General features: G+C 62.2%; 22 protein-coding genes and 1 other RNA gene. 12 read left to right on the top strand and 11 right to left on the bottom strand.

Annotation, left to right across the window (positions count from 1 at the left end):
* Positions 1–91: 91 nt before the first annotated feature.
* The 5 genes from fba to tkt all read right to left on the bottom strand — a co-directional run bounded on the left by fba (position 92) and on the right by tkt (position 6,057).
* Positions 92–1,159: a class II fructose-bisphosphate aldolase gene (gene fba / locus AB8A50_RS13730; RefSeq protein ID WP_093756799.1), complete on the bottom strand. Its 1,068-nt coding sequence runs from the start codon at positions 1,157–1,159 to the stop codon at positions 92–94.
* Between the two features lie 163 nt (positions 1,160–1,322).
* Entirely contained in the window at positions 1,323–1,559 is a 237-nt protein-coding gene (locus AB8A50_RS13725; protein ID WP_089265391.1) for a hypothetical protein, read from the bottom strand.
* Positions 1,560–1,621: 62 nt separating this feature from the next.
* Complete coding sequence (locus tag AB8A50_RS13720; protein WP_439077995.1) at positions 1,622–2,815, bottom strand: phosphoglycerate kinase; 1,194 nt, start codon at positions 2,813–2,815, stop codon at positions 1,622–1,624.
* 117 nt (positions 2,816–2,932) lie between these two features.
* Entirely contained in the window at positions 2,933–3,943 is a 1,011-nt protein-coding gene (gap, locus tag AB8A50_RS13715; protein ID WP_092144873.1) for a type I glyceraldehyde-3-phosphate dehydrogenase, read from the bottom strand.
* Positions 3,944–4,071: 128 nt separating this feature from the next.
* Entirely contained in the window at positions 4,072–6,057 is a 1,986-nt protein-coding gene (gene tkt, locus AB8A50_RS13710) for a transketolase (RefSeq protein ID WP_439077994.1), read from the bottom strand.
* A gap of 309 nt (positions 6,058–6,366) precedes the next feature.
* Between tkt and AB8A50_RS13705 the strand changes: the two genes are divergently transcribed.
* The 5 genes from AB8A50_RS13705 to AB8A50_RS13685 all read left to right on the top strand — a co-directional run bounded on the left by AB8A50_RS13705 (position 6,367) and on the right by AB8A50_RS13685 (position 8,850).
* Positions 6,367–6,696 carry a DUF4164 domain-containing protein gene (locus AB8A50_RS13705; protein ID WP_093756794.1) on the top strand — a complete coding sequence of 110 codons (330 nt, stop codon included), beginning with the start codon at positions 6,367–6,369 and terminating at the stop codon, positions 6,694–6,696.
* Between the two features lie 6 nt (positions 6,697–6,702).
* Positions 6,703–7,086, top strand: coding sequence for a cell division protein ZapA (locus AB8A50_RS13700; RefSeq protein ID WP_068735170.1), 384 nt, complete (start codon positions 6,703–6,705; stop codon positions 7,084–7,086).
* A gap of 61 nt (positions 7,087–7,147) precedes the next feature.
* Positions 7,148–7,307: non-coding RNA, 6S RNA (gene ssrS / locus AB8A50_RS13695), on the top strand.
* A 129-nt stretch (positions 7,308–7,436) separates the two neighbouring features.
* Positions 7,437–8,024 carry a 5-formyltetrahydrofolate cyclo-ligase gene (locus AB8A50_RS13690; protein WP_439077993.1) on the top strand — a complete coding sequence of 196 codons (588 nt, stop codon included), beginning with the start codon at positions 7,437–7,439 and terminating at the stop codon, positions 8,022–8,024.
* Between the two features lies 1 nt (position 8,025).
* Positions 8,026–8,850 (top strand): TIGR00282 family metallophosphoesterase, encoded by an 825-nt coding sequence (locus AB8A50_RS13685; RefSeq protein WP_439077992.1) that lies wholly within the window; start codon positions 8,026–8,028, stop codon positions 8,848–8,850.
* A gap of 6 nt (positions 8,851–8,856) precedes the next feature.
* Here AB8A50_RS13685 and AB8A50_RS13680 read toward each other — a convergent pair whose 3' ends face one another.
* From AB8A50_RS13680 to AB8A50_RS13660, 5 genes are all read right to left on the bottom strand, one after another.
* A complete protein-coding gene (locus tag AB8A50_RS13680) occupies positions 8,857–10,203 on the bottom strand; it encodes a c-type cytochrome (protein ID WP_439077991.1) in 1,347 nt (448 codons plus the stop codon).
* Positions 10,200–12,404 (bottom strand): molybdopterin cofactor-binding domain-containing protein, encoded by a 2,205-nt coding sequence (locus AB8A50_RS13675; RefSeq protein WP_439077990.1) that lies wholly within the window; start codon positions 12,402–12,404, stop codon positions 10,200–10,202. Before AB8A50_RS13675 ends, AB8A50_RS13680 begins: the two co-directional genes overlap by 4 nt.
* Before the next feature lie 9 nt (positions 12,405–12,413).
* Positions 12,414–12,875 (bottom strand): (2Fe-2S)-binding protein, encoded by a 462-nt coding sequence (locus AB8A50_RS13670; protein ID WP_199712107.1) that lies wholly within the window; start codon positions 12,873–12,875, stop codon positions 12,414–12,416.
* Between the two features lie 296 nt (positions 12,876–13,171).
* Positions 13,172–14,098 carry a polyphosphate kinase 2 gene (ppk2, locus tag AB8A50_RS13665; RefSeq protein ID WP_092144861.1) on the bottom strand — a complete coding sequence of 309 codons (927 nt, stop codon included), beginning with the start codon at positions 14,096–14,098 and terminating at the stop codon, positions 13,172–13,174.
* Between the two features lie 604 nt (positions 14,099–14,702).
* Positions 14,703–16,454 carry a methyl-accepting chemotaxis protein gene (locus AB8A50_RS13660; RefSeq protein ID WP_439077989.1) on the bottom strand — a complete coding sequence of 584 codons (1,752 nt, stop codon included), beginning with the start codon at positions 16,452–16,454 and terminating at the stop codon, positions 14,703–14,705.
* 11 nt (positions 16,455–16,465) lie between these two features.
* Here AB8A50_RS13660 and AB8A50_RS13655 point away from each other — a divergent pair, with 11 nt between their 5' ends.
* The 7 genes from AB8A50_RS13655 to AB8A50_RS13625 all read left to right on the top strand — a co-directional run bounded on the left by AB8A50_RS13655 (position 16,466) and on the right by AB8A50_RS13625 (position 20,573).
* Positions 16,466–16,612 carry a hypothetical protein gene (locus AB8A50_RS13655; RefSeq protein WP_158596842.1) on the top strand — a complete coding sequence of 49 codons (147 nt, stop codon included), beginning with the start codon at positions 16,466–16,468 and terminating at the stop codon, positions 16,610–16,612.
* Positions 16,613–16,639: 27 nt separating this feature from the next.
* The gene (locus AB8A50_RS13650; protein ID WP_089265380.1) at positions 16,640–17,386 is read left to right on the top strand and encodes a YebC/PmpR family DNA-binding transcriptional regulator; all 747 of its coding nucleotides are present in this window, start codon (positions 16,640–16,642) and stop codon (positions 17,384–17,386) included.
* 85 nt (positions 17,387–17,471) lie between these two features.
* The gene (gene ruvC, locus AB8A50_RS13645) at positions 17,472–17,999 is read left to right on the top strand and encodes a crossover junction endodeoxyribonuclease RuvC (RefSeq protein WP_093756789.1); all 528 of its coding nucleotides are present in this window, start codon (positions 17,472–17,474) and stop codon (positions 17,997–17,999) included.
* Entirely contained in the window at positions 17,996–18,613 is a 618-nt protein-coding gene (ruvA, locus tag AB8A50_RS13640) for a Holliday junction branch migration protein RuvA (RefSeq protein ID WP_439077988.1), read from the top strand. The genes ruvC and ruvA overlap by 4 nt, the downstream gene beginning before the upstream one ends.
* Positions 18,610–19,110 carry a hypothetical protein gene (locus AB8A50_RS13635; RefSeq protein WP_439077987.1) on the top strand — a complete coding sequence of 167 codons (501 nt, stop codon included), beginning with the start codon at positions 18,610–18,612 and terminating at the stop codon, positions 19,108–19,110. The genes ruvA and AB8A50_RS13635 overlap by 4 nt, the downstream gene beginning before the upstream one ends.
* A complete protein-coding gene (gene ruvB, locus AB8A50_RS13630) occupies positions 19,107–20,156 on the top strand; it encodes a Holliday junction branch migration DNA helicase RuvB (protein ID WP_439077986.1) in 1,050 nt (349 codons plus the stop codon). The genes AB8A50_RS13635 and ruvB overlap by 4 nt, the downstream gene beginning before the upstream one ends.
* A 6-nt stretch (positions 20,157–20,162) precedes the next feature.
* Positions 20,163–20,573 (top strand): NUDIX hydrolase, encoded by a 411-nt coding sequence (locus AB8A50_RS13625; RefSeq protein ID WP_175368333.1) that lies wholly within the window; start codon positions 20,163–20,165, stop codon positions 20,571–20,573.
* A gap of 209 nt (positions 20,574–20,782) precedes the next feature.
* Here the strand turns inward: AB8A50_RS13625 and rocD are convergent, their stop codons facing one another.
* On the bottom strand, positions 20,783–22,000 hold the full coding sequence (gene rocD, locus AB8A50_RS13620; protein WP_439077985.1) for an ornithine--oxo-acid transaminase: 1,218 nt from the start codon (positions 21,998–22,000) through the stop codon (positions 20,783–20,785).
* Between the last annotated feature and the right edge of the window lie 43 nt (positions 22,001–22,043).

Raw genomic sequence — 22,043 nt, 5'->3', positions numbered from 1 at the left:
CAATGAGCCCGTCCGCATCCGATTCCGGCAAAAATTCAGCCTGCCATAGGCTGTATGGCAGGCTGAAACACAGTCAATTGGCAGTTTGGGCTCAGGCGATCTTCGCGTTCAGCTCGCCCGATGCGTAACGCTTGGCCATTTCGGCCGTGGTCAGCACCTTTTTGATCTTGCTGGCCTGGCCGGCGGTATTGAATTCCTGCAGGCGCTGCTTGCAGAGCTTCACCATCGCTTCCATCGCCGGCTTCAGATATTTGCGCGGGTCGAATTCGCTGGGGTTCTCGCTCAGCACCTTGCGGATCTGGCCGGTCATGGCCATCCGGTTGTCGGTGTCGATGTTGATCTTGCGGACGCCGTGCTTGATGCCGCGCTGGATCTCCGACACCGGGACGCCCCAGGTCGGCTTCATCTGGCCGCCGAACTTGTTGATGATGTCCTGCAGATCCTGTGGCACCGAGGACGAGCCGTGCATCACCAGATGGGTGTTCGGCAGCTTGCGGTGGATTTCCTCGATCACGTTCATGGCGAGAATATCGCCGTCCGGCTTGCGGGTGAACTTGTAGGCGCCGTGCGAAGTGCCCATGGCAATCGCCAACGCGTCGACCTGGGTTTCCTTGACGAACTTCACGGCCTCATCGGGATTGGTCAGCAACTGGTCATGGCTGAGCTGGCCTTCGGCGCCGTGGCCGTCTTCGGCCTCGCCCATGCCGCTCTCCAGCGAGCCGAGCACGCCGAGCTCGCCTTCCACCGAGATGCCGCCGAGATGCGCCATGTCGGTCACAGTCTTGGTCACGCCGACATTGTAGTCCCAGTCCGCCGCCGTCTTACCGTCCGCTTTCAGCGAACCGTCCATCATCACCGAGGTGAAGCCGGCCTGGATTGCGGTCATGCAGGTTGCAGCTTCGTTGCCGTGATCGAGATGCACGCAGACGGGAATGTGCGGATAGATTTCGGTGACTGCGTCCATCATGTGCTTGAGCATGATGTCGTTGGCATAGGAGCGGGCGCCGCGCGAGGCCTGGATGATCACGGGTGCATCGACGGAGTTGGCCGCGTCCATGATGGCCAGGGCCTGCTCCATATTGTTGATGTTGAAGGCCGGCACTCCGTAATCGTGTTCTGCCGCGTGATCGAGCAGTTGACGCAACGTAATACGGGCCATGCAGGAAGCTCCTTGTAAATTGGGACAGGCGCAAACGCCGCGCCGAGGGATATATGGCTCTTAGCGCGAGGAGACGGCGAATCCAAGACGCCATCAGTCGCGCATACAGCCAACGTTAATCGCCACGATGGCTCAGCGTTCCAGCTAATGGAATTCCCGCTAACTAATGTTCGCGAGCTTCGAGTGCCGCGACGTGCTCTTCCACTTCAGTCACGCGCTCGTCGAAATCGCCAGCAGTCGCACGCATCATCACGAGCATGCCGGCAGCGTCCCGACGCTGCTTACGGCTTATTTCTTCCAGCCGATCAAGACGCTGTTCAACCGAGCTACGAAACGACGAAATATCATCGCGGATCGCGATGAGGATGTCCGTCGTGATGTTGATCGGTTCGTCTGCCATAGCAGGAACATACCATAAACATTGCGGCGCCCACAAGTCTTGCGGGCAAAAATTTACCGCTGCTACTTCTTCAACACTTCCACACCCGGCAGCGGCTTGCCTTCCATCCATTCGAGGAAGGCGCCACCAGCCGTCGAGATATAAGAGAAGTCATCGGCGACGCCGGCGTGATTGAGCGCGGCCACCGTGTCGCCGCCGCCGGCTACTGAAATCAGCTTCTTCGCCTTGGTGCGCGCCGCGGCGTGTTTGGCGCCGGCAACCGTGCCGCGGTCGAACGGTGTCATTTCAAATGCGCCGACCGGGCCATTCCAGACCAGCGTGGCGGCATCGTCGATGGCCGAGTTGATGCGTTCGATCGACTGCGGACCGACATCGAGGATCATGCCCTCATCTGGGATCGCATCGAGGCCGTAGGCGTGAGACGGTGTGTTGGCGGCGAAGTGGAATGCGACGACGGCGTCCACCGGCAGGATGATGGCGCAGCCGGAGGCTTCGGCCTTGTCGATGATCCGCAGCGCGGTGGCGGCGAGATCTTTCTCGCACAGCGACTTGCCGACCTTGACACCCTGCGCATGCAGGAAGGTGTTGGCCATGCCGCCGCCGATCACGAGCGCATCGACCTTGGTGACGAGGTTTTCGAGGAGGTCGATCTTCGACGACACCTTGGCGCCGCCGACGATGGCGATCACCGGCTTGGTCGGCGCGTCCAGCGCCTTGCCGAGGGCGTCCAACTCGGCCTGCATGGTGCGGCCGGCATAGGCGGGTAACTTGTGGCCGAGGCCTTCGGTGGAGGCGTGGGCGCGATGTGCAGCCGAGAATGCATCGTTGACCCAGATATCGCCAAGCTTGGCGAGTTCGGCGACGAAAGCCGGATCGTTCTTCTCCTCAGCGGAATGGAAGCGCGTGTTCTCAAGGCAGAGAATGTCGCCGTCCTTCATGGCGCCAACGGCCTTGGCTGCGACGTCGCCAACGCAGTCGTCCGCAAAGGCGACCGGCTTCTTGATCACATCGGCAAGTGCCGCAGCAACGGGCTTCAGTGAGTTCTTGTCGTCGCGGCCCTTGGGGCGGCCGAAATGCGCGAGCAGGATGACCTTGCCGCCCTTGTCGGAAATTTCGGTGATGGTCGGCGCGATGCGTTCAAGCCGCGTTGCGTCGGTAACCTTGCCACCATCCATGGGCACGTTGAGATCGACGCGCACGAGAACGCGTTTGCCCTTCACATCGACGTCGTCGAGGGTGCGGAAAGAATTGGTCATGATGTTGTGTCCCAAACGCAGGTCAGCGCAGAGCGGCGCGCCGCGAAGCGGGGACCGCTACATTCGTTGGCTCCCGGACGCGGCGTCTTATGCTGCGCCCGGGATAACGCTCTTGCCTTAGAGCAGCTTGCCCATCGCGACGGCGGTGTCGGCCATGCGGTTGGAGAAGCCCCACTCGTTGTCGTACCAGGAGAGTACCCGCACCAGCGTGCCGTTCTGCACCTTGGTCTGGTCGAAGGCGAAGGTCGACGAATGCGGATCGTGATTGAAGTCGATCGACACGTTCGGGTGCGAAGTGGTGCCGAGCACGCCCTTCAGCTCGCCGGCCGCAGCCTTCTTGATCGCTTCGTTGATCTCTTCCTTGGTGGTGCTCCTCTTGGCGATGATCTTGAGATCGACCACGGAGACGTTCGGGGTCGGCACGCGGATCGAAACGCCATCGAGCTTGCCGGCCAGTTCGGGCATCACAAGGCCGATGGCCTTTGCGGCGCCGGTCGAGGTCGGAATCATCGACATCGCAGCGGCGCGGCCGCGATAGAGATCGCTATGCAGCGTGTCCAGCGTCGGCTGGTCGCCGGTGTAAGCGTGGATCGTGGTCATGAAGCCGGTTTCGATACCGACGGTCTCGTTCAGCACCTTGGCGACAGGCGCCAGGCAGTTGGTGGTGCACGAACCGTTGGAAACGACCAGATGCTCCTTGGTCAGGGTCTTGTGGTTGACGCCGTAGACGATCGTGGCATCAGCACCATCGGACGGAGCCGAAACCAGCACGCGCTTGGCGCCTGCGGTCAGATGCGACGTCGCCTTCGCCTTGGCGCTGAAGATGCCGGTGCATTCGAGCGCGATATCGATGCCGAGATCCTTCCACGGCAGCGTGTTCGGATCGCGCACCGCAGTGACTTTGATCTTGTTGCCGTTGCCAAGCTGGATGCTGTCGCCGTCGACGGTGACGTCGCCGGGGAAGCGGCCATGCACGCTGTCGAAGCGCAACAGGTGGGCGTTGGTTTCAACCGGCCCCAGATCGTTGATGGCGACGACTTCGATGTCGGTGCGTTTGGACTCGTAGATCGCCCGCAGGACGTTGCGGCCGATGCGGCCAAAACCGTTGATCGAAACCCGGACTGCCATTCAACTTCTCCCTTTTATTAGGCTCAAACCTCGCGTGAGGGCCTTCATATAGTGACGTGTGACGGGCGTTTCATGCCCTGAATGGAACGCTGGTGCAATGTGTCAAATTTACCAGCGTTCCGATAGAGTTAAGCCGCGTTGTGCTTGCTGGTTGCAGCCTCGACCACGGCCTCGGCCGTGATGCCGAACAGCTTGTAAAGCTCCTTGGCCGGTGCGCTCGAGCCGAAGCCCTTCATGCCAATGAAGGTGCCGTCGTGTCCGATCACGGCATCCCAGCCGAACCGGACCGCGGCTTCGACGGCGATCTTGATCGGCGCGTCGCCAATGATCGCCTTCTGGCGCTCTTCAGGCTGCTCCAGCAGTAGTTCGAGCGAGGGGACCGATACGACCCGGGTCGCGATGCCCTTGTCGGCCAGTTGCTTCTGCGCAGCGACTGCGATCTCGACTTCCGAACCCGAGGCGAAGATCGACACGGCGGCTTTGCCCTTGGCCGCGATCAACTCATAGCCGCCAGCGGCGCAGCGATTGTCGTCGTGATGGGTGGTGCGCACCGGCGTCAGGTTCTGGCGCGACAGGGCCAGCATGGTTGGGCCGTTGGTCTTCTCCATGGCGAGCTGCCAGCATTCGGCAGTCTCGACCGTGTCCGCGGGGCGGAACACGCGCATGTTCGGCATCGCGCGCATCGCGGCCAGATGCTCCACCGGCTGGTGGGTCGGGCCGTCTTCGCCGAGACCGATCGAGTCATGGGTCATGATGTAGATGACCGGGATCTGCGCCAGCGCCGAGATGCGCATCGCCGGTCGCGCATAGTCGGTGAAGCACATGAAGGTCGCGCCGGCCGGGATGAAGCCGCCATGCAGCGCGATGCCGTTCATGGCTGCGGCCATGCCCATTTCGCGAATGCCGTAGTGAATGTAGCGACCCTTGAATTCGCCGGGCTTCACTTCGATGGCGCCCTTGGTGCGTGTGTTGTTCGATGGCGTGAGATCGGCCGAACCGATGACCATTTCCGGCACGACCTGCACCAGCGCTTCGAGCGCGAGTTCGCTCGCCTTGCGGGTCGCGACGGTCTGCGGCTCGGCAATCAGCTTCTTCTTCAGCGTGAGGATCGCGTCCGCCATGGCTGTCGGTCGAACGTGATCGTTGCGGCGGGTGAATTCGCTGCGCTTGTCGTCCGGAAGGGCATCAAAACGCTTCTGCCAGTCCGCGTGCGCCGATGCGCCCTGCTTGCCGACGTTGCGCCAGGCCTGCAGGATATCATCGGGCACCTCGAACGGGCCGTAATTCCAGTCCAGTGCCTTCTTGGCGCCTGCAAGTTCTTCCGCGCCGAGCGGTTCGCCGTGGGCCTTCGAGGTACCAGCGCGGGTCGGTGCGCCAAAGCCAATCTTGGTCTTGCAGGCGATCATCGACGGACGGTCGGAGGCCTGCGCCTGCTTGATCGCTGCGGCGATAGCGGCCTGGTCGTGGCCATCGACATGCACGGCATTCCAGCCATGGGCCTTGAAGCGTGCGACCTGATCGACGCTGTCGGCAAGCGACAGCGGACCGTCGATGGAAATGCCGTTGTCATCATAGAGGAAGATCAGCTTCGACAGCTTGAGATGACCGGCCATAGCCAGCGCTTCGTGGCTGACACCTTCCATCAGGTCGCCGTCGGAGCACAGCACGTAAGTGTAGTGATCGACCACGTCGCCGTATTCGGCGGCCAGCATGCGTTCGGCGAGCGCGAAGCCAACGGAGGTGGCGACGCCCTGACCGAGCGGGCCGGTCGTGGTCTCGACGCCCGAGGTGTGGAAATTCTCGGGATGACCCGGAGTTTTGGAATGCAGCTGGCGGAAGTTCTTCAGCTGGTCGAGCGTCATCTCCTTGTTGCCCGTCAGATAGAGCAGGGCATAGAGCAGCATCGAGCCGTGACCGGCCGAGAGGATGAAGCGATCGCGATCCGGCCACTTCGGATCGGCTGCGTCAAATTTAAGGAACTGTGTGAACAGCACGGTGGCGACGTCGGCGGCGCCCATCGGCAGCCCAGGGTGACCGGATTTGGCCTTTTCCACGCCGTCCATGGCGAGGGCACGAATCGCGTTGGCCATTTTCGAGTGATCAACCTGCGCCATGTCGGTTTCCGTCTAAATTGAAGGGAATGGAATATTCTGCGTCCGCAAGAGGGGCGGTCTGCAGCGAGATGTTGGGATCGCTTAGGAGAAACTGGTGGATAGCATCTGGGTTCCTGGGAGTCCAAGGTCTCCCGGACAGTTCTGGTCTGTGGATATCTACCGGCGGTTTTTGTCGGCTTTGCGGTGCATAGCTTTTAAGCTTTGTTGCGTCCGGCTCGCTTGCAACCTAAGTTTCAGGGCCTAAAGGCTTGCGGAGCCGTGGTTTTTGAGCTCCGGTCGCATCACACCCAAGGTCCCGCGTAACCCAGTATGATCGAACGACCCGCCCATCTCACAGCCTCCGATCCCGCCAATGGCGGTGCGGCCGAGATCGACTCTGCCACGCGGCGGTTGATGGCAGCGCTGGATGCTCTGGAAAGTGCGGTCGAGCGCCGCCGTGAGGCGGATCGCGACGAGGACGAGCTGGCCACCCGCATTCAGGCGCTTGGCGCCGACCGGTCCCGGCTGGCGGATGAGCTTGATGGCACGCTGGTGAAATCGCGCCGGCTGGAGCGCGCCAATCGCGAGATCGCCGACAAGCTCGATACCGCCATCGGCACCATTCGCGCGGTGCTGGCGACTGACAACGCGCATGAGTAAAGCGAGATGAGCCACGTCAACGTTACGATCAATGGCCGGCAATATCGCATGGCCTGCGAGGAGGGGCAGGAGACCCGCCTGCTGCGGCTGGCGGAAAGTCTTGAATCCCGCGTCGAAAACCTGCGTGGCAAATTCGGTGAGATCGGCGATGCGCGGTTGACGGTGATGGCGGCGCTGACCATTGCCGACGAACTGGTCGATGCCAATCAGCAGATCCGTGCCCTGCAGGAAGAACTCGCCGCATTGCGCGATGTGCGCGTTGTCGCCGCAGATCGCGCACGGGCGACGCAGACGGCGGTTGCCGCGGCCCTGAATGCTGCGGCAGAGCGGATCGAGAAGACCACCCAGGTGCTCAACCGCACCATCGGCGGCGGCGTTGCTATTGGATAACGCAGGCTTTGATGCCAAGCGGGCACTGGCGCATCCGTCTCATAACCCCTACATTGCTTAGGCGAGGCTGCGTCGCGCGTCAGGAGCCATATATCCCCGGGGCCTTATCGATCCTTCAGGGAACTGTCCCTGACCAGGTCCGTGGACCTGGTCACATGGTGCCCACCTACTTTCGTAGGTGCTCCGGGATCGAGTGCTTCAACGGCCATCGTGGCTTCGCACTTTTACTTTTTTGATGGCTGTGGCCCTTGCATGGCGTTTGCCGTGCAATCTTAGCCTCGCTCGTCAAAGATGATCACGAAGACCGGTCCTGCGCTTCCGCAGGCTCTGCGGACAGCATATCGTGCGGCATGTCCGACACGCCGCCCACGCCGACAAAGATTGAGCTCCGCATCGCCGCGCTGGCACGCCGCACAGCGCTGAGCGAGGCCGAACGGTCGGCAGCCGCACAAGCCATCGCAGCGCGTGGGCTGCCTTTCCCGGTCAGGGCCGGTGGCATCGTCGCCGGCTATTCTCCTATTCGCAGCGAGATCGATCCGATCCCGTTGATGCAGCATCTCGCCGCCCAGGGGGCGCGACTGGCGCTCCCGGTGATCATCGCCCGTGATGAGCCCTTGATGTTCCGGATCTGGAGCCCGAACGATGCGCTGGTGCGCGGTTCACTGGGCATTCCGGAACCCGCACCGGACGCGCCACCACTGATTCCCGATATCCTGCTGGTACCACTCGCGGCCTTCGACCGCGCCGGCCACCGCATTGGCTATGGCGCGGGGCATTACGATCGCACCTTCGCGCAACTGCACGCCATCAAGCCATTTATCGCCGTGGGCGTGGCCTTCGACACCCAGGAAATCGAGGCCATTCCCATGCAACCACACGACGTGGCGCTGGATTATGTGCTAACCGAAACCCGGACGATCGATTTTCGGAGCATCTGACTTGCGTATTCTCTTCATCGGCGACGTGGTCGGCAAAACCGGCCGCGTGGTGATCCTCGAAAAACTGCCGGGCCTGATCCGCGACTGGAAGCTCGATCTTGTCATCATCAATGGCGAGAACGCCGCCGGCGGCTTCGGTATCACCGAGACGATCTACAATGATCTTGTCGACGCCGGCGCCGATGCGGTGACGCTCGGCAATCACGCCTGGAATCAGAAGGAGGCACTGGTCTTCATCGAACGCGCGCCGCGTCTGATCCGTCCGTTGAACTTCCCGCGCCACACGCCGGGCCGCGGTGCTGCGCTGATCGACGCCAAGAACGGTGCGCGTGCGCTGGTGATCAACGCCATGGGGCGTGTCTTCATGGAGCCACTCAACGATCCGTTCAGCGCTGTCGGCAAGGAGATCGACGCCTGTCCGCTGGTGGAAGCCGCGGACGCCATCGTGGTGGATTTCCATGGCGAAGCCTCGAGCGAAAAACAGGGCATGGGTTACTTCTGCGATGGCCGCGTGAGCCTCGTCGTCGGTACGCATACGCATGTTCCGACTGCTGATCATCAAATTCTGTCCGGCGGCACGGCCTATATGACCGATGCCGGCATGACCGGCGATTATGATTCCGTGATCGGCATGCAGAAGGAAGAGCCTGTCAGGCGCTTCACGACAGGCATTCCCTCCGGCCGTTTCGAGCCCGCCTTCGGCCCGGCGACTTTGTCGGGCGTTGCGGTCGAAACTGATGACAAGACCGGCCTCGCATCACGCATCGCGCCGGTGCGGCTCGGTGGCCGGCTGTCGCAGGCCGTGCCCGAGTTCTGGCTGAACTAGTTCGGCCTACTGCTCCGTCTGCTTGCGCAAATCCGCGACATCGCTTGCCGTGATCTGCGATCCCTTGCTGCCGAAGCGCGCGGTCACGTAATTCGCGACAGCCGCGATCTCCGTATCTGAATGGCTCTTGCCGAAGGCTGGCATCGACAGTGCGCCTTGCGGCGTATGCCGCTTGGTGCCGGAGATCACGATCTGCGCCACATTCGTCGCGCCGGGATCGTTAACGGCCCACGCGCCGGTCAGTGTGGCCATAGGCGAGAGTGCGCTCTCGCCTGTCCAGCCATGGCAGCTCACGCAGGCGCCCTGGAAGACCGTCTTGCCAAGCGCATTCGCTGTCATGCCGTCCCTGTGCGAGGGCGGTGCGGGTGGCGCGAGTTTTGCGGGCAGATCAGGCGAGGGCAGCGCCGGCACTGTCCGCAGAAATGCGACCATCGCCTTGATATCCGTCGGCGCCATCTTGCTGAAACTGTGGTCCACGGCTTCACCCATCGGCCCCGACGCGGTGCCGTGACCTTTGGCATGTCCGATCGACAGATAGGAAACGACATCGTCGTCGCTCCAGCTGCCAAGGCCTGTTGTCTTGTCCGAAGTGATATTGAAAGCGCGCCATCCGGCGGTCAGGGCGCCAGCGAATTTCTTGCGGTTGTCGAGTGCGAAGCCGAGATTGCGCGGGGTATGGCATTCGCCGCAATGTGCCAGCGCTTCGGCGAGATAGGCGCCCCTGTTCCATTCCGGGCTTTGCGACGTATCGGGTTCGAAGCGCGTATTGGGATTGAACAATGCCGACCAGAACGTCATTGCCCAGCGCTGATTGAACGGAAAGGCAAGCGTATTCTCTGGCGGCGCTGCGCGCACCGGTGCGAGGCTGAACAGATAGGCCTTGACCGCGAGCGTGTCCGCATCGGTCATGTAAGTGTAGGACGTATAGGGCATCGCCGGATAGAGCCGGGCGCCGTCGTGGCGCTTGCCGCTTCGAACGGCGTCGAGAAACTGCTGATCGGTGTAGTTGCCGATGCCTGTCTCTTTGTCCGGTGTGATGTTGGTCGAGTAAAGCGTGCCGAACGGCAGCTTGAATGCGAAGCCGCCGGCATATTCCTTGCCACCGGGCGCAGTGTGGCAGACCATGCAATCCGCCGCACGCGCAAGATATTCGCCGCGCTCGATCGGGCTGGCGTTGGCCATGTTGGCGGGAACGCCCGTGGGATTGGGACCCTTGTAATCGGCCAGCGCCACCTTCGGGCCGCCCGAGAAGGCCATCGGTCCGGGACCGCGAACATAGAGCGCGGCGCCGGCTGCAGCCACGACACCGATCACAATGACGCTGCCGAGAATGCGACGTGCGGCGGGCGTCATGACTTCTTCCTTTCGGCGATCGCATCGCGGTCGATCGGCATCCTCCGCAGCGCAACGCCAGTCGCAGCATAAATTGCATTGCGCAGTGCCGGCGGTCCGCCGATCACGCCGCACTCGCCTATGCCGCCGGGCGCTTCGCCGCTCTTGATGAGGTGGACATTGATTTTCGGCATCTGGTCGATCCGAAGCATGCGGTAGTCATGGAAATTGGACTGCTGCACGCGCCCCTTCTCGATGGTGATGTCGCCATAGAGCGCGGCGGTGAGGCCGAACACGATGCCGCCTTCGATCTGCGCCACGATGGTGTCGGGATTGACAGCGATGCCGGTGTCGACCGCCACGTTGACCTGACGCAGACGGATCTCGCCCTGAGAATCCACCTCCGCTTCGACCACAGTCGCGATCGAAGTATCGAAGGTGGGCTGGATGCTCACGCCGCGTCCGACGCGCGCTGGCAGCGGCTGACCCCAGTTGGCCTTCTCCGCCGCGAGATTGAGGGCCGCCAGCATCCGTGGTGCCTTGCCGAGCAATTCACGCCGGAACACGACGGGATCCTTGCCGGCCTTGCGAGCGAGCTCATCCATGAAGCTCTCGATCGCGAACACGTTATTGTTCGGGCCGACGCCGCGCCAGAAGCCGGTCGGCACCGCCGGTGGTTCGACACGGACATATTCACACTGGAAATGCGGGAAGTCGTAGGGCTGGTCCGCGGCACTATCGATGGCGTCGATGTCAATGCCCTTCTGGAACGCAGGCGGCAGCCAACGCGCGATCACGGCCGAGCCTGCGATCTTGTACTTGAAGCCGACCACTTTGCCGTTGGACAGTGTCGCCGAAATGTTGTCGCGATAGACGGGGCGATAAATGTCGTGCTGGATGTCCTCTTCGCGGGTCCACACCACCTTGACCGGTCCATTGACCTGTTTGGCGATGCGCACCGCCGCCACGACCATGTCGGGCTCAAGCCTGCGGCCGAAGCCGCCGCCAATCATGTGCTGATTTACTGTGACCTTGTCGATCGGCAGGCCCGCGGCCTTGGCGGCTTCGGATTGCACCCGCGACATGATCTGCGTGCCCGTCCAGACCTCGCAGGAATCACCCTTGAAGTGCACCGTGCAATTCAAGGGCTCCATGGTCGCGTGCGCAAGGAACGGCATCTCGTAGGACGCGTCGATCCGTTCGCCGGTCGCGAGACCCTTGGCGATGTCGCCGACGGATTTGGCGATTACGCCGTCCGTCTCGCTGGCCGTGCGCAAATGCGCCCAGATGTCCTTCGAACTGATCTTCGCGTTGAGCCCTTCGTCCCAGGTGATGTCGAGTGCTTCGAGCCCAGACTTGGCGGCCCACATGTGGTCGCCGACCACGGCCACGAGGTCGTCGAGCACCACGATCTGCCGCACGCCCGGAATCTTCTTCGCCGCGCGGTCATCGACCTTGGCGAGTTTGCCGCCGAACACCGGGCATTGTGCCAGCGTCGCGAATGTCATGCCCGGTATCATTGCGTCGATACCGTAGATCGTTTTGCCGTTGACCTTGTCCGGTGTATCGAAGCGCTTCAGCGGCTTGCCGATCACCGAGAAGTCTTTCGGGTCCTTGAGCGCGACGTCCTTCGGCGGCGTGAGTTTGCCGGCGGCGTCGCACAACTCGCCATAAGACAGTTTGCGCCCGCTGGCCGTATGCATCACTTGCCCGTTCGACGCCGTGCAGCTCGCAGGTTCGACCTGCCACTGTTCGGCTGCGGCTTGCACCAGCATCGCACGCGCGGTTGCACCGGCATTGCGCAGCGGTTTCCAGAATGCGCGCACCGAAGTCGATCCGCCGGTCGCCTGGATGATGAAAATTGGATTGCCGTAGAGCTTGTCGCTGGGCGGCGCATGTTCCAGCGTGATCTGCGCATAGTCGGCGTCGAGCTCTTCGGCGAGGATCATGGCGATGGCGGTATAGATGCCTTGCCCCATCTCGACTTGCGGCATCACCAGTGTCGTCTTGCCGGTGGTGTCGATGCGGATGAAGGCGTTGGGGGCGAATTTGCCCTCCGTCGTATCGGGAGGTTGCGTCGGCTCATTGGCCGCGCGGACCGGAAGCTGGAAGGCGAACATAAAGCCGCCGGCAAAGGCGCCAGCGAGCAGATTGCGCCGTGACAGGCCAGAAGGCTTGTTTGCAGGACTGGTCGCAACAAGCATGTTGTCTGCAAGTTTCATGACCGACTCCTAGGTTTGCCGTTCGGAGGCAGCATGCTTGATGGCTTCACGCACCCGGACATAGGTGCCGCAGCGACATATATTTCCGGCCATGGCGGCGTCGATGTCAGAATCGTCGGGGGTCGGCGTAGAAGCGAGGAGCGCGGCCGCCGACATGATCTGCCCGGACTGGCAGTAACCGCATTGAATGACTTCGAGATCGAGCCAGGCCTTCTGCACCTTGGCGCCGACCGGTGTGGTGCCGACGCCTTCGATTGTGGTGATGGCGCGTCCGCTCACCGCACTGACCGGCAGCAGACAGGAGCGCACGGCCTTGCCGTCGACATGCACGGTGCATGCCCCGCATAGCGCAACGCCGCAGCCGAATTTTGTGCCGGTCATGCCGAGAATATCGCGCAGCACCCAGAGCAGGGGCATGTCGTCTGGTGCGTCGAAGGACTTCTGCTCGCCGTTGATATTGAGATTTGCCACAGTGAGACCCCCGTTTGCTCGACTCGATGATGCAATGGCGAATGGTTCGTCATCGACCAACGACGGTACTATAGGCGTACGGTCATCATTTCAAAAGCAGCAATAAGATGCAGCAGGACTATACATTGGTTTGTATGTCGCGCGAGCGTGTCTGTCGGATAAATCGCGGTAAAATCTGCACGACGTCATCCGACGCCCTCTTCGTGGGCGTCGGATGACTTTTATTCAAAAGAATATTGCGGTTGCGTTAGGCTCGGCCTGCCCGAAAAACGTTACGCGATCTGCCGACTGTGGGGCTAGTACCGCTCCGGCACATACATTTCGGCTGGCACCGGCGTGCGGTGATAGTCGGGATTGCGTACGCGTGCAGGCAGGACCACAGGCGGATGCTCGACCTCCTGATAGGGAAGCTGTTCGAGCAGATGCGCGATACAGTTCAGGCGGGCCTTCTTCTTGTCGACGGCCTGCACCACATGCCACGGGGCTTCCGGAATATGCGTATGCTCGAGCATCGCTTCCTTGGCCTTGGTGTATTGCTCCCAGCGGGTGCGCGCCTCGACATCCATCGGGCTGAGCTTCCACTGTTTGAGCGGGTCGGCGATACGCATCGAGAAGCGCAGGTGCTGCGCTTCGTCGGTGATCGAGAACCAGTATTTGACCAGGATGATGCCCGAGCGCACCAGCATGCGTTCGAATTCCGGCACCGAGCGGAAGAATTCCTCCACGTCATCCTCGGTGCAGAAACCCATCACGCGCTCGACGCCGGCGCGGTTGTACCAGCTACGATCGAACAGCACGATCTCGCCGCCGGCGGGGAGGTGCGAGACGTAACGCTGGAAGTACCATTGGGTGCGTTCGCGCTCATTCGGCGCGGGGAGTGCGGCAACGCGGCAGACGCGTGGATTGAGCCGCTGGGTGATCCGCTTGATGACGCCACCCTTGCCAGCGGAATCGCGACCCTCGAAGATCACCACGACCTTGAGCTTGTTCTGCTGCACCCAGCTCTGCAACTTCACCAATTCGCCCTGCAGGCGGAACAGTTCCTTGAAATAGAGGCGTCGCTCGATGGTCTCCGCCGGGCTGTGGTCGGACATTTCGTTGGTCAGGGCGTCGAGACGATCGTCATCGATCTCGAGCTCGAGTTCTTCGTCGAAGCCGTCCAGCATCTCTGCACGAATGCGGTCGTGGATTGCTTGCGCGTCGTCGAGGGAATGTTCGGTCATGGCAGCTCCGCTTGTATCGAATGGGTTCACGGTTATGGACCGATGCAAATGTCAGCGGTGTGACACTGCCCCCCAGGCCCGGGGCGAATGGGCAAACGGCCCCAATGGGTCTCGCCGCTGCTGTCCATGCAGGACGGGGTACCGCAAGCCGAAATTCAACTACGCGTGATTGGCGCTACCTTGAGAGCCAAGCGTGCGCATCTGAGGTCGCGGGGCTCGTTGACCAAGGAAAAATGTGATGAATAAATTCATTCTGTTGGGCGCCGCTTTACTGATCGCTGGCACTGCGAGCTGGACCGCGCAGGCCAAAGACGGGCATAGCGCTGCCAGCAAGCATCGACGGATCATGTCCTCTCACGCGCGGTATGAGGGAAGCGCCCCCGTAACGGTCTATCGCGGATTTGGTGCCGGCCCCGGTTCATATGGATACAGCGCGCCATATGGATATGGCGGCGGTTCATACGGCGGAGATGACAATGCGGAAGGCCGAACGAGCGGCGGCTAGGACGCCTTGGCAGTTTCGGCTGCTAGCCCACTCGCAGACGGAATAGGCGGCGCTGCGCCAGGTCTCAGGTGGCAGCGCAGCGCCGTGTGCAAACCCAAATCATAATTTGTACGCCGTGCGGAAGCCGCCCCAATGGCGTCCCTGTATGCGCACAGGCACGTCGATCTCGCGCATCATCACGGTCTGGCCGTTGCCCATGTCGCGGGCATAACTCTGGATCAGGTAGGAACGTGTATTGCGACCGGCGGCCAATCCAGCCGGATCGTTGAAGATGCGGCGATTGCGGCAGTTGGCCGTGTTCCAGGCGACATCACCCGGGCGCTGCGGCTTGGAATAGATGCTGTTATGTACCGGTAGATAGCCGTTGTGGTCGATCATGGCGCAGAACGCCATGCGGCTGTCCTTGGCGAGAAATGCATCCTGGAATTCGGGGAGTGCGCGGTCGGCCCAGCCGAGAATCTTTGTCCGGTACTGCACCGGACTGGAGCCAGGGATTTCGACGTAGTTGTCGTCGAACATGTCGTCGATGCTGATAGCGCCGGATGCAATACCGTCGGCAAAGATCTTGTTGAGCACGGCGCCGGCGTCGATGGCGCGGGTGACGAATTCGGTGTTCTCGTCATGGATCGCCCATAGTCGGTCTTCGATCCGGCTGATGAGAGCCCCGTCGGGCGCGACGAATAGTGCCTGTGCGCCGGCGGGGGAATGTTCGGCAATGCGCAGGCGGCAGGGGCCGACCTCGCTGAGTTCAGCAGCAACGATGTCGTGCAACGGAAGCCGGTTCGCGTCCGGTCCGCCGATGAGAATGCCGTCCATCGAGATTTCATAGACCGGCGCGCTGATCTGGCCGGCGCGCGCCTCAAGATCGACGTTGAGGTGACATGGCAGCTTTTCGCGTCGTCGCTCGTCTTCCCGCTCGCTTTGTTTGAGCAGCACCGCGCAACGCGACTTCAGCCGCGAGGCAAACATCGTCACAGCCTGGCCGGCCTGCGCGACATGCTCGCCGTGCGCAGCCGCTTCCTTTGCAGCGCTATCGATTTCTGCGGCGCTGTCGCCGACCGAGACGATGAATTGCGAGGCAGTGGCAGCGTTATGCGACATCTCGCTGGTCGTCGCGTTCTGTTCGGCGACCGCGCCGTTGACATTGGCAAAGACCGGGCGGATCGCGTCGATGGCGGTGGAGATGCGATGCACGGCGTCGACCGAACTCGCAGCGTCGCGCTGCAGGGTATCGATCTTCTTCCTGATCTCTTCGGTGGCGTTCTGAGTCTGCACTGCCAGCGCCTTGACCTCGGTGGCGACGACCGAGAAGCCGCGGCCTGCAGCGCCGGCGCGTGCCGCCTCGATGGTCGCGTTCAGCGCCAGCATTGTTGTCTGCCGGGCAATCTGCGCGATCAACTCCAACACATTGCTGATGGCAGCGGAGGAGTCGCGCAGGCGATCCACATTGGCGCTGGCTTCATGGGCGGCGGCGCCGGCCTCGTCCGCGAGCCGGCTGGCATCGCGCACCTGGGTGCCGATGCCCTCGGCCGAATGGGTGAATTTGTCGGCGGCCTGCGCAAAGGTGATGGCGGTGGATTGCGCGGCGCTGCTGCGGTCGGCCAGCACGTCGGTGCGGGCGCGGATGGCGGAGAGGGTGGTGGCGGTCGATTCGGCGCCGCCGGCGACGGATGTCGCGGCACGCTCGAGCTGGCGGATAAGCGCGCCCAGCTCGAGTTCCAGCAACTCAAGGATGTCCCGAGCGGTATCTGGTTCAGGATGCTGCGGTGGCACAGAAGGTGCTGTGTTTTCAGCAATCATCACCACTTCAGCCGCTTCCGGCTGCCGCTTGCGGAACAGTCCAAACGCCATCGGTGACCCCAATGAATACAATCTATGCGGGTAACCTTGCACCTCGGCGTGAAGTGATGGTTAAGGTCGGTCGCGGTATTGCGAAGATCTGCCGGATTCGGCTGCAAATTTTTGATTTTGCCGATTTCGCGGCTTATAACCCCGCGCCGCAGCCCTAACTACCCTGACGCTTCAAGAGAGACCGCATGGCCGGACATTCCCAATTCAAGAACATCATGCACCGCAAGGGCCGGCAGGATGCCCAGAAGTCCAAGCTGTTCAGCAAGCTGGCGCGCGAAATCACCGTCGCTGCCAAGATGGGGACGCCCGACCCGTCGATGAATGCCCGGCTGCGCTCCGCCGTGATCGCCGCCCGGCAGGAGAACATGCCGCGCGACAACATCGAGCGTGCCATCAAGAAGGCGATCGGCAGCGATGGCGAGAACTACGATGAAATCCGCTACGAGGGCTACGGCCCCGGCGGCGTCGCCGTCATCGTCGAGGCGCTGACCGACAACCGCAATCGCGCCGCGTCCGACATCCGTTCCTACTTCACCAAATCCGGCGGCAATCTCGGCGAAACCGGCTCGGTTTCCTTCATGTTCGACCATGTCGGCGTGATCGAATATGACGCCGACAAGGCCTCGGCCGACGACATGCTCGAAGCCGCCATCGAGGCTGGCGCCGACGACGTCGTGTCGGGCGAGGGCGGCCACGAGGTCTATGCCTCGCAGGAAACCTTTCGCGAAGTTGCCAAGGGACTGGAAGCCAAATTCGGCGAAGCCCGCAAGGCGGCGGTGATCTGGAAGCCTCAGAACACGCTCTCGGTCGATGACGAGACCGGCGAGAAGCTGATCAAGCTGATGGACCTGTTGAACGAGCATGACGACGTGCAGAACGTCTATGCCAATTTCGAGGTGTCGGACGCGTTGATGGCCAAGATGGGCGGCTGAGCAGGGGCTCAGCTTCCCTCTCTTTCCTTTGGGACGGCTTCGCGTTTCTATTTCGTTCCCTGCCCTCCGGCGTTATCCCTGTGGGATGACAAACCCTCCGATTCGCCCTCCTGTCCGCATCATCGGCATCGATCCGGGCCTGCGCCGCACCGGCTGGGGCGTGATCGAGATCGACGGCAACCGGCTGACCTATATCGGCTGCGGGTCGGTGGAACCGCCGGACAATCTGCCGCTGGCGAGCCGGCTGCTCGGCATTCATGAGGGGCTCGCCAAGATCCTCGGCGATTTCCAGCCGGCAGAGGCAGCGGTGGAGCAGACCTTCGTCAACAAGGACGGCGTCGCGACGCTGAAGCTCGGCCAGGCGCGCGGCATCGCCATGATGACGCCGGCGATGTTCGGCATTGCCGTCGCCGAATATGCGCCCAATCAGGTGAAGAAGACCGTGGTCGGCGCCGGCCACGCCGACAAGAACCAGATCCAGATGATGCTGAAGATCCTGCTGCCGAAGGCTGAGCCGAAATCCGCCGATGCGGCCGACGCGCTGGCCATCGCCATCACCCATGCGCATCACCGTCAGAGCACGGCACTGCGCCTTAAGGTCGTCGGCGCGTGATCGGCAAGCTCAAAGGCCTGATCGACAGCTATGGCGAGGACTATGTGATCCTCGACGTACAGGGCGTGGGCTATCAGGTGCATTGTTCCGCTCGCACGCTGCAGGCACTGCCGCAGGCGGGCGAAGCTGCGGTGCTCGCCATCGAAACCTATGTCCGCGAAGACCAGATCAAGCTGTTCGGATTCCGCAGCGATATGGAGCGCGAATGGTTTCGCCTGCTGCAGACCGTGCAGGGCGTTGGTGCCAAGGTCGCGCTCGCCGTGCTCAGCACGCTGCCGCCGGCCGACCTCGCCAATGCCATAGCGCTGCGCGACAAGACGGCCGTGGCGCGCACGCCGGGTGTCGGTCCGAAGGTGGCCGAGCGTATCGTCAGCGAATTGAAGGACAAGGCGCCGGCCTTTGCGTCGGTCGATCCGGTGGTCGCGCAACTCGCCGGTTCGTTCGACGACAATCGCGCACCAGGCGCCGTCAGGGATGCGATCTCCGCGCTGGTCAATCTCGGCTATGGCCAGCCACAGGCGGCGGCCGCCGTCGCAGCCGCGTCGCGCAGCGCAGGCGAGGGGGCGGAAACGGCGCAACTCATCAAGCTCGGGCTGAAGGAATTGGCGAAGTGAGCCTTGCCAGAATCGCCCGCGTGATCGGCATTGTCGCGATCTTCGGTGTTGTCGGTTCGCTATCCGTGGCTGCACTTGTGTCGTTGCTCGTCGTCGGTCTGGGTGCTTCGATCCTGCAATTGATCTTCTCTGTCGCCGATCTCGATGGTTTCAGATCGCTTGTGTCGATTGCACTGTGGTTGCTGGCATTCGTTGCTGCATTGGCGGCGCTGCTGCCGTCGCTCGGTGCCGGCGTCGTCTTTGCGCTGTTCGCCGTCTATGCCGGGCAAAACACGATCTGGATGGCGTGGCTCGCTGCGGGCGTCGGCATTGCCGGCTTCATCGGGTTTGGAATGTTCGTTCAGCCCTCGGAATCGTCGGCGGTGATTTTGCCAGGCGTTCGATCGTTTACGCAGGCGCTGTCGCTCTCGATATTGCTCGCGGGTATTGCCGTGATTCCAGCCAGCCTGTGCTGGTGGTTCGCGCGGCCGTTGCACCGTGGTAACGTCGCATCATGAATACGCCACCCGATCGCATGGTTACACCTGAGCGCCGCTCTGACGATGTCGGCGACACCACGCTGCGCCCGCAGTCGCTGTCCGATTTCGTCGGCCAGGCACAGGCGCGCGCGAATCTGCAGATCTTCATCGATGCCGCCCGCAAGCGCGGTGAGGCACTGGATCACACATTGTTTGTGGGCCCGCCCGGCCTCGGCAAGACCACGCTGGCGCAGATCGTGGCGCGCGAGCTCGGCGTCGGATTTCGTGCGACATCCGGTCCCGTCATCGCCAAGGCCGGCGATCTCGCGGCATTGCTGACTAATCTCGAAGAGCGCGATGTGCTGTTCATCGACGAGATCCACCGTCTCAGCCCTGCAGTAGAGGAAGTGCTCTATCCCGCGATGGAGGATTTCCAGCTCGATCTCATCATCGGCGAAGGCCCTGCGGCACGCTCGGTGAAAATCGAGCTGTCGAAATTCACGCTGGTCGGCGCGACCACCCGTGCGGGTCTGCTGACCAATCCGCTGCGTGATCGTTTCGGCATTCCGCTGCGGCTGAATTTCTACACGATCGACGAGCTCGAAAAGATCGTCACGCGTGGCGCCCGCGTGCTGGACATCGGCATGACCCCTGAAGGCTCTAACGAGATTGCGCGCCGCGCCCGCGGCACGCCGCGCATCGCCGGGCGTCTGTTGCGCCGTGTGCGCGACTTTGCCTCCGCTGCGGATGCGTCAGCGATCGATCGCAAAATCGCCGACCACGCGCTGTCCGCATTGGAAGTTGACAGTGCGGGTCTTGATGCGATGGATCGCCGCTATCTCACCACCATCGCGATGAACTATGCCGGTGGTCCCGTTGGTGTCGAGACCATGGCGGCCGCGCTGTCCGAGCCGCGTGATGCCATCGAGGACATCATCGAGCCCTATCTGATCCAGTGCGGCTATCTGCAGCGCACCCCGCGCGGCCGGCTGCTCACCTCGCATGCGTTCAAGCATCTCGGACTGAGTGAGCCCAAACGGAACGAGAGCCAGATCGGATTGTTCGGTTCGGGCGACGAGGAGTAGTTCGCAATGACTGACAAGATCATCGGCGTCGTCGCTGCGCTGATCCGCGATGACGCAGGGCGCATGCTGGTGGTGCGCAAGCGCGGCACCGAGGCCTTCATGCAGCCGGGCGGCAAACGCGATGCCGGCGAGGACGATCTGGCCGCGCTGGAGCGCGAGATCAGCGAGGAGCTCGGCTGCCGGATGGTGCCAGGCTCTGCGCAAGCGCTCGGGCAGTTCAACAGCGTCGCCGCCAATGAGCCGGGATGGCAGGTGCAGGCCAGTGTTTATGCGGTGAAGGTGGATGGAGCGATCGCGCCCCAGGCCGAGATCGCCGAAGCGATTTGGATCAATCCAACTGCGCCTGAGGCTATCGTCCTGGCGCCATTGACGCGTGATCACGTGCTGCCACTCGCAGCTCACGGCTTTTCGCTATGACAAGTTCTACGACCTTCCATCTCGACGGCGCCATCGCCGACGGCCTGCATCGCATGCAGGTGCGGCGCCATGGTCTTTGTGGGGTCAGGAGCCAAGAGATCGAAGGGGTGCTCGGACGCCGGCTTCGCGAGCGCTTTGATCTCGTCCTTAGCACAAGCTCAGGCGCAATTGTCGCCGCGCGGATCAGCCTTGCCCAATATTGGCGGCGGCTAGGCCTGAACCGTCGATGCGGCGATCTCGTCCAGTACTTCGGTCAATCGGTCTACGGCCCAATCCACCTGTGACTTGTCGATAATCAAGGGGGGCGCAAAGCGTATCGTGTTCCGGTGAGTATCTTTGGTCAGCACTCCCGCCTGAAGCAAGCGGCTGATCACCGTACCGGCACTAGCCATGTTGCGGTGTAACTCGACCCCCGCAAACAAGCCGCGACCGCGCACCTCGCGAATGATCGGATTTTTGATCGCGGAGAGCCGATCGAGGAGATGCGCGCCGACAGTCGCGGCGCGTTCAATCAATCGCTCGTCGATCAGTGTGTCGAGGGCGGCCAATCCAACCGCTGATGCAATCGGGTTGCCTCCGAACGTGCTGCCGTGGTCACCCGGAGTGAAAACCTGCATGACCTCGCGACGGGCGAGGAAAAGCGAAACCGGCAACATCCCACCACCGAGCGCCTTGCCGAGCATCAGACCGTCGGGTGTTACCCCTTCATGCTGACACGCGAGCAGACGTCCGGTGCGTCCCAGACCGCTCTGGATCTCGTCGCACAGCAGCAGCACGTTGTTCGCCTTGCAAATGCGCGCGACCTCAGCGAGATATCCAGGGGGCGGCACATTGATCCCGCCTTCGCCTTGAATTGGTTCGACCAAAAAGGCTGCGGTGTCAGAGGTAATGGCCGCGGCGAGCGCCGGCGCATCGCCGAACGGCACGCATGTGAAGCCAGGTGGGAACGGCCCGAAGCCGTCGCGATATTGGGCTTGCGAAGAAAAGCCGACGATCGAGATGGTGCGGCCGTGGAAATTTCCTTCTGCGACAATGATTTCGGCCCGGTCAGTCGGCACTCCCTTGACCCTGTAGGCCCATTTACGTGCCGCCTTGAGCGCCGTCTCGACGGCTTCCGCGCCGCTGTTCATCGGCAACGCGGCGTCCATGCCGGTAAGTGCACAAGCCTTGGCGAGGAAAGGCCCCAGCCGATCGCTGAAATAAGCGCGCGAGATCGTGTCCAGGCGCTGTGCCTGTTCTGTCAGCGCCTTGACGAGGCGCGGATGGCAATGGCCGAAGCTTGCCGCCGAATACGCTCCCATCATGTCGATGTAGCGTCTGCCAGCCTCGTCCCATACGTAGACTCCAGCCCCGCGGACGATCGTGACCGGCAATGGTGCATAGTTTCCTGCACCAAAACGGGCTTCAAGACCGGCGAAATCGGTCATGACAAGCGCTCTCCCGATTGGGCGCGCCTAAGGCGATGCGCGC

The sequence above is a fragment of the Tardiphaga sp. 841_E9_N1_2 genome, assembly GCF_051811065.1.
GTDB lineage: Bacteria > Pseudomonadota > Alphaproteobacteria > Rhizobiales > Xanthobacteraceae > Tardiphaga > Tardiphaga robiniae.
Note: the sequence above shows the minus strand (reverse complement) of the source record. Positions and strands in the feature narration are given on the sequence as shown.